This window comes from Enterococcus lemanii (genome assembly GCF_016909125.1).
Classification (GTDB): domain Bacteria; phylum Bacillota; class Bacilli; order Lactobacillales; family Enterococcaceae; genus Enterococcus_I; species Enterococcus_I lemanii.
The window spans coordinates 1-7224 of record NZ_JAFBFD010000065.1; the positions used below are offsets into that span (position 1 = coordinate 1).

Below are 7224 nucleotides of genomic sequence, written 5' to 3' on the forward strand. Positions count from 1 at the left end.
AAAAGCCAAAATTAAATAACAAAAAAAGAAGAACCTGAGTCCTTCTTAATTATACGGATATTGCTAAACAACACTATTTGACAAAGAGCCAAAAAAACAACCACTTGGAAGAAATAAGTTCATCCAAGTGGTTGTTTTTACTTACAAATTACCCACGTAACGCTTCAACGTCACGAGCAATCATTAACTCTTCATCGGTTGGGATTAGGAAAACTTTTACTTTTGATTCTGGTGTTGAGATTACTAACTCTTCGCCACGTTTTGCATTTTGTTCTGCATCTAATTCACAACCAAACCAAGTCATGCCATCGATAATGCGTGCACGTGTTGCGGAATCATTTTCACCAATTCCAGCTGTAAAGACAATCGCGTCTACCCCGTTCATCACTGTCACATAGCTACCGATATATTTACGGATACGGTCAGCAAAGATTTCTAAAGCGACTTCGACTTCAGGTTTGTCTGCATTGCTTTCTAAGTCACGCATATCACTTGAAACACCTGAAAGGCCTAATAAACCAGATTTTTTATTTAAAACGTTAATCATTTCATTGATATCGATATTTAATTTATCCATTAAGTATGGTAATAAAGAAGGATCAATATCACCTGAACGTGTCCCCATGGTTACACCTGCAAGTGGCGTGAAGCCCATTGAAGTATCAACTGAAACACCACCATCAACCGCTGTGATTGACGCGCCATTTCCTAAGTGACAAGTAATAATTTTGGTGTCTTCAATTGGTTTACCTAACATTTCAGCTGCACGTTCTGAAACATAGCGGTGGCTTGTGCCATGTGCACCATATTTACGTACGCGGAACTCTTCGTAATATTCTCTTGGTAAGCTATATAAATAGTTTACTTCTGGCATTGTCGCATGGAAAGCTGTATCAAAAACAGCGACACTAATAATATTTGGTAATAAGTGTTTGAATGCACGAATTCCCATTGCGTTAGCTGGGTTATGTAAAGGTGCAAAATCAGCTAAATCTTCAATATTTTTTAAGACTTCATCGTCAATAATGACTGATTTATCGTAGAATTCACCACCATGAACGACGCGGTGGCCTACTCCTGTAATTTCATCATAAGAAGATAAAATTTTCAAATCAATTAATTGATCTAATAACATTTTTACTGCAATGTCATGGTCTGGAATGTCAACGATGACTTCAAATTTTTGATCTTCTCCATATTTAATAGTAAAGATAGAATCATTTAAACCAATTCTTTCAACGATTCCTTTTGCGACAACCGTTTCTTCTGGCATGGTGTATAATTGCCATTTTAAACTTGAGCTTCCAGCATTAATTGCAATTGTTTTAGACATTCTTCGTTCTCCTCAATCTGTTTTTTTATTATTTTAAACTCGCAAAGTAATTTTACGATAGATTAACTAATTTTATAAATTTTCTTTTTTCCAAGCGGTAACTTGTTGAAAGAAACGACTGACCACTTCTAAATCTTTTAGTGTGGGGATTGTCGCAACTAAGACTTCTTTTGCTTGATGTGCCATGTTACCTTTATTTTGTAAAATAACAATACTCTTTTGCGCACTTTCTTGTTTAAAAAGTTCAGTAGGTAACTGGATAACACCTTGTAAATAGACGTCCTTGCCTAGCCAATTTTTTAATTCCGTACTTTGATCAGAATCTAAGAAGTGACTTGGTAATAAAAAGAATCCATAACCGGCTTCTTTCACTTGTTTCATTCCTTGTTCCATGAGGAGATGATGGGCATAAGTATGACCCTCTTTTGTTGCTACCTCAAATTTGTCGGCGACTTCATCAATTGGGTAATACCCTACCGGTAAATCGCTTACGACTATTTCATATTTCGTCGGAAAAGGATATTGCAACGCATCATATAATTGTAACAGTGTTTCTTGTTTCGTCCACTGGCTATTTACCGCTGCTAATTCAATTAATAATTCATCATTATCAATCCCTGTTCCTTCTACTTGATAACCAGAGACTGACAAACTTGTTAGCAGTGTTAAAAGTAAGTTGCCTGTTCCAACACATAAATCTAAAATGGTTAAAGGTTTGCTCTTTTCAGGATAAAATTGTTCGATTAAATAAACAAATAAGTACCCAATACTATCGGGTGTCAATTGGTGATTGGCTTGAAGCGGCTCACTTTGCAACCCCTTTAAAAGCAATAATTGACTCAATTTTCGAATTTCTTCTGGCTTTAAATCAACATTTTTTAATTTTTCATAAATTGGAAGGAGTTTTTCAACGGTTGCTTGACTTGGTACTTCCCCAATTACCCGAACTTGATAATCGTCTAGAATATTTTCAACTTGTTCTAAATACGCTTCAAAAAAAGAAGTCGTTAACGCTTTTTGCAATAATTGAATTGCGTCATGATTCAAGTGAAAACTTTGTTCAATTCTTTCCATTGACTTTAGCCTCCCTTATTCTCAAAAAAATCACTATAACAACCATAATACCTGTTTAATTTTAGCCGATTTAAACTAAATAATCAACCGCTAGATGCCATCCTTTTGATTTTTATTATTTTTCATAAAATTCAAAAGAAAAACGGATACAAAAGGAGCGTCTCCTCTTATATCCGCTATTCTTTGTGAAATTTTTGCTTAAGTTCTTGTTTCGCCAACTCTTTTTTTCAATCTTTTTAGCCAATTATCCATCCGGTCATTTTAGGGAAATTTTGCTGATTGCATCTTTTTATTCCATCTTTTCTGGTAATTGACTGGTTTGCTCTGTATCAGTTTCTTTTTCAATCTGTTTTTCTTTTGTTTTGCTCTCAGGTGCGTGTACTTCCACACTTTCAGTACTTTGCGTCGGTGTTGTTGTTTCAACAACGAGGGTTTGGGTAAATTTCCTTTGATAATGCAAGCTGTCAATGGTTAAATTTAAAGTGGTGATTTGATAATCATACGTGACTTTGCCAACATTATAATGAACTTCGCCACGCATTTCTTTCTTTTCTTCTGGTAAATTAAAAAATTCATTTAAAAATAGCTCTTTCATAATTTGAATTTGATAGTATTCTTTTGCTCTTTGTGAAAACAGACGGGCGGTTTGATAACTTTCAGACATCCCGATGTACAGCATACTTAAGACGCCGGTTAAGATGATCGCGATTAAAAAAAGACTACCGCGGTACTTTTGGTGGAATCGTCCATTTACCAATACGCTTCACTCCATTTGAATAAGTCACTTGCATGATAATGTCTTGGTCTATCTGTTCAAAAATTAAATCGGTCACTTGCGTTAACAATGGCTCATTGCCACCGTTATTTATTAAAACTACCCGTTGATTTTTAGCCGTTCGTTTAATCGAAACGGCCACTTCATTTCCTTTATCATCTAATTTATATCGCTCAAAAAAAATTTCTGTTTTCGAGAATTTTTTAAATTCGCCAAGTAAAAAAATAGCATCCATTTGACCTAAAAAAACTTGCCATTCTAATTCTTGGCGATCGAGTAATTGTTGATTCACTTTTTGGCTTTGCGGTAAAATACCAGCTAAGGCGGCAAAAAATAAACTCATCAAACTTAAAGCAATCAAACACTCAATTAAAGTAAAGCCTTGGTATTTATTATTCACGAAAAATCGCCACACTTTGGTTCATTGTCGAAACTTTAACAGATGCATTTTGATTTAAATCGATACTTATTTGAAAATGACCATTACGGGAAATGTTTGATACAATCGGTTGATTGGTGGGTTTTAAGCAGGCACTTGCCACTTCTTCATAAAGAATGCGATAAGCAGTTAATTCGAGTTGTTCTTCTTTCATTTTTAAGAGAAATGCGCTTTGTCCGCTATAAAAATAAAGCAAGCAAAAAGTTAAGATTGCAAGTGCACATAAGCTTTCAATCAGAATAAACCCTTTAATTAATCTGTTTGATGGTTTTTTCATAGCGCCCCTTTCCAAATAGAAATTCATATTTAATTTCTTGTTTTTTATTTTCCCAGCTAAAAATGATTGTCTCGGTTTTAACAATATTCCCCGTTCCAATCCCAAAATAAACCGGTGGAAAAACTTTAAAATTTAAAGCCGGTGGCGCCGTCTGAGTGACTTTCCGATTGCCTTCTAATAAAAATTCGATATAGTTTTGTTGATATTCTTTTTTGATGGTCGTCCTTACGACAGAAAAGATTGCTGCTTGTTGCGTGAGTAAAATATTATTTTCAAATTGATTAAGAAAATAATAGACTTCTAGTTCTTCTTTTATCTTCGGAATCGCCACGAAAGAGACACTCGCAAAAAGGCTTAATACACTTAGAACAATTAAAGTTTCAAGGAGTGTAAAAGCGCGGTGTTTATTCATGGTAGTTCAAGCTTTCCTTTTACATATTTCTCATAAACTTCTTGTTTTTTAGTATTCTCGCCTAATATTTTCTCAATATCCGATTCATCGATTTTTCCATCTTTATCAAACTTTACTAATTCAATTTCTGTTATAATCGTTTCTGCGATTGCTTGGTCACTTTTATTTATGATACTGTCTTTTTGACTTGATAGATTCGGGATAAACAGTAATATTAACACACTGATGATTAACAGAACGATCATCATTTCTAATAAAGTGAACGCTGAGTATCGTTTTTTAGTACCTTTTTTTCTCATTCAAGCATTCCTCCCATACTTCCATAAATTGGTAAAAACATCGCCACATAAATCGTTATAATAACCATCGCTAAAAGTAAAAAAACAAGCGGCTGAATTATTTTCAACAGCCATTCTACTTTTTCAACAAGCTTATTCGTTAAAATTTGGCTATAAAGTATCAACTCTTCACCTAATTTCCCTTTAATTTCTCCTTGGAAAATAATAAAAGAAAATTCAGGCGTTAAAAAAGCATAATTTTTTAACTGTTCTGTTAATAAAATGCCTTCATTTAAACCTAAATGAAGCTCCTGCGCCAAAGCAACCATTAAAGATTGATTGGGTAGATGGCTTAATTCATGTAAAATTTGCTTGACTTCAAGGCCTTCTTTAAAAAGCTTGCCCCATTCGAGTGAAAAATAACTTGTTTGATAGAAACAATATAAGTGGCCAAAAATTGGTAATCTCCGTAAAAAATTTGCTGCTTCTAAAAGTGACTTTTGCCGAAAATAAATACGACTGCCGATTATCATTAACAACCCTACCCCCATCATTATGCCCATCCCTATCGGCGCAAATGTTAAAAACAAAATCCCCCAATGATTTTGATCAATCATACTTGAAGCTAACAATTGAGGCAATAAGATGTAACGCATGCTTAATAATAAGAAAAATGAAAAAAACATCAAAACAAGAGGGTACGTCATAATTTTTTGTAATTCTTTCGTTTGTTTTTGAACTAATTTTCGATGGTTTAGTAAGTTATTCAAACTCTCTGCAATATTGCCGTGAAATTCTGCCAGTTGAATTTGGGTGACTTCTTGCGGACTCAAGCCAATTTCAGCAAAGCACACACCTAGTGATTGACCGGCAATGAGGTTGGTTTGAAATTGCTGCAACAAAGAGTCAGAAAATTGCTTACTTCTAGTCATGACTTCTAAACCTTCTTGAATACTAAAGCCATTTTCTAAAAGCAAAACAAGCATCTCCAAAAAAGCCAAACATTCTTTAGTATGAGCCGTTTTCCCTTGCTTCATTGAATTTCACCAAGGCGGATAATTTCAGCATACGCGTCTTCCCATGATTTGTGCGCTCTTTCTCCTTCAAAAAATTGATAAGAAAGAAGCGCTTTTGTATTACCTTTGACATCTAAAAATAACTCTTGATAAATCACACCCATTAAACAATTATCTAATTCACTACTTTCTCCAACTAAATCAATGAGCCGGTTTTTTGTTTCAGCTACTCCTTTTGCATGGATGGTCGCAAAAACCTTGTGTCCCGTTAAAGCCGCTCGAATTGCTGCTTTGGCTGTTAAAGTATCGCGAATTTCACCAATAATTAAAATATCCGGACGATGACGCAAAGATAGCTTGATTAATTGATCATAAGTTTGTTGGATTTTATCATTTGTTTGGAGTTGTAAAAAATTAGGCTCTTCAATTTCAACAGGGTCTTCAATTGTAATGACTTGTCCTTTCATTTTTTGAGCTAAGTGGTACATAAAAGTGGTTTTTCCTGAACCGGTTGGGCCACTAAATAAATACAGACCACTTTTTTGCAAAATATTTTGGGCAATTAAGCGGGCATCTTCTGTAAAAAAATAATCCACACTCTCATTTTTCAGATCATGTAAAAATCGTATGACTAGGCTTTCCTTACCACGATAATCACCAACTGTCGATAAACGTAAGCGTTGTTGCCGATTTTCTAACGGATAAGAAATTGCACCTAGTTGGGCTTTACGCTTTTCACCCACGTCCATCTCCCCTAAATACTTAAAGCGAGCAATTAACTGTTGCGCCGTTTCAACACTTAACTCATTCTCAAAAGGAACCATTTTTTGATCTTTTCGATAGTAGACTGAGGCACTTTCATTTAGAAAATAAATATATAAATCTTGCATCTTTTGTTCCACCCCGTAAAGAATCAGTTCATTCGAGAGTCTTTCGATCGACATCTTTTTCCCTCCTTTCACCAATAACAATACGCAAAAGGACAGATTATTTTTTAATTAAAGACCAATTTATTTAACAAAAAAATATGAAACAATTTATTTTAAAAAAGAATGAGTGATAAGTATCCATTAACAAATAGGGTGATTTCGACAAATGAAGGATTTTTTTGAATTTGCATCACGGTTTCTTCAGTACTGAAGCCATATTCTTTTTGATTTAGTCAGGCGCCCAAAACCATTCGTAAAAATTATGCAACATTGCTTTTTTATTAAGGTATTTTTTAGCTCTGTCCAAGGAATACGAGCCGATTTTTTAACCCAATGATTTTCAGAATTCATTTTTAAGCCAACTAGTTGATTAAAATTTTCAAAAGTAAGTTACGTGTAAATTGGTGGTTTATCTATTAGAGGCCGCCAACACTAATAAAAGTGTACGGTTTTCCGTGTTCTATCGTTAAAAATCTTGCATTTGTTCTATAAAATAGTGGGCACAAACACCGCTATTTCAATATTTTTTATTTATTCTGTAGACATTAAGTAAAACAAGTTTTTTTACATCTGGTTTGCGATCAATCGATGAAAAAAATAGGGTAGAGGGGAATTTAATTCCGCCCCTCCCATTGCACCGTACGTACGGGTCTCGTATACGGCGCTACATTTGTATTATTCACGACTTTCT

The 7224-nt window shown here is 34.5% G+C and carries 9 protein-coding genes; all 9 read right to left on the reverse strand.

Annotated features, from left to right (window positions below):
- Window positions 1–148: 148 nt before the first annotated feature.
- Window positions 149–1333 carry an acetate/propionate family kinase gene (locus tag JOD14_RS12785; protein ID WP_204655167.1) on the reverse strand — a complete coding sequence of 395 codons (1185 nt, stop codon included), beginning with the start codon at window positions 1331–1333 and terminating at the stop codon, window positions 149–151.
- A 72-nt stretch (window positions 1334–1405) separates the two neighbouring features.
- A complete protein-coding gene (locus JOD14_RS12790; RefSeq protein ID WP_204655168.1) occupies window positions 1406–2407 on the reverse strand; it encodes a class I SAM-dependent methyltransferase in 1002 nt (333 codons plus the stop codon).
- Between the two features lie 289 nt (window positions 2408–2696).
- Window positions 2697–3164: a competence type IV pilus minor pilin ComGG gene (comGG, locus tag JOD14_RS12795; RefSeq protein WP_204655169.1), complete on the reverse strand. Its 468-nt coding sequence runs from the start codon at window positions 3162–3164 to the stop codon at window positions 2697–2699.
- On the reverse strand, window positions 3127–3582 hold the full coding sequence (gene comGF, locus JOD14_RS12800) for a competence type IV pilus minor pilin ComGF (RefSeq protein ID WP_204655170.1): 456 nt from the start codon (window positions 3580–3582) through the stop codon (window positions 3127–3129). The genes comGG and comGF overlap by 38 nt, the downstream gene beginning before the upstream one ends.
- Window positions 3575–3898: a hypothetical protein gene (locus JOD14_RS12805; protein WP_204655171.1), complete on the reverse strand. Its 324-nt coding sequence runs from the start codon at window positions 3896–3898 to the stop codon at window positions 3575–3577. The genes comGF and JOD14_RS12805 overlap by 8 nt, the downstream gene beginning before the upstream one ends.
- A complete protein-coding gene (gene comGD / locus JOD14_RS12810; RefSeq protein WP_204655172.1) occupies window positions 3870–4310 on the reverse strand; it encodes a competence type IV pilus minor pilin ComGD in 441 nt (146 codons plus the stop codon). The genes JOD14_RS12805 and comGD overlap by 29 nt, the downstream gene beginning before the upstream one ends.
- On the reverse strand, window positions 4307–4609 hold the full coding sequence (comGC, locus tag JOD14_RS12815) for a competence type IV pilus major pilin ComGC (protein ID WP_204655173.1): 303 nt from the start codon (window positions 4607–4609) through the stop codon (window positions 4307–4309). The genes comGD and comGC overlap by 4 nt, the downstream gene beginning before the upstream one ends.
- Complete coding sequence (gene comGB, locus JOD14_RS12820) at window positions 4606–5625, reverse strand: competence type IV pilus assembly protein ComGB (RefSeq protein WP_204655174.1); 1020 nt, start codon at window positions 5623–5625, stop codon at window positions 4606–4608. The genes comGC and comGB overlap by 4 nt, the downstream gene beginning before the upstream one ends.
- On the reverse strand, window positions 5622–6548 hold the full coding sequence (gene comGA / locus JOD14_RS12825) for a competence type IV pilus ATPase ComGA (protein ID WP_204655175.1): 927 nt from the start codon (window positions 6546–6548) through the stop codon (window positions 5622–5624). The genes comGB and comGA overlap by 4 nt, the downstream gene beginning before the upstream one ends.
- Window positions 6549–7224: the final 676 nt, after the last annotated feature.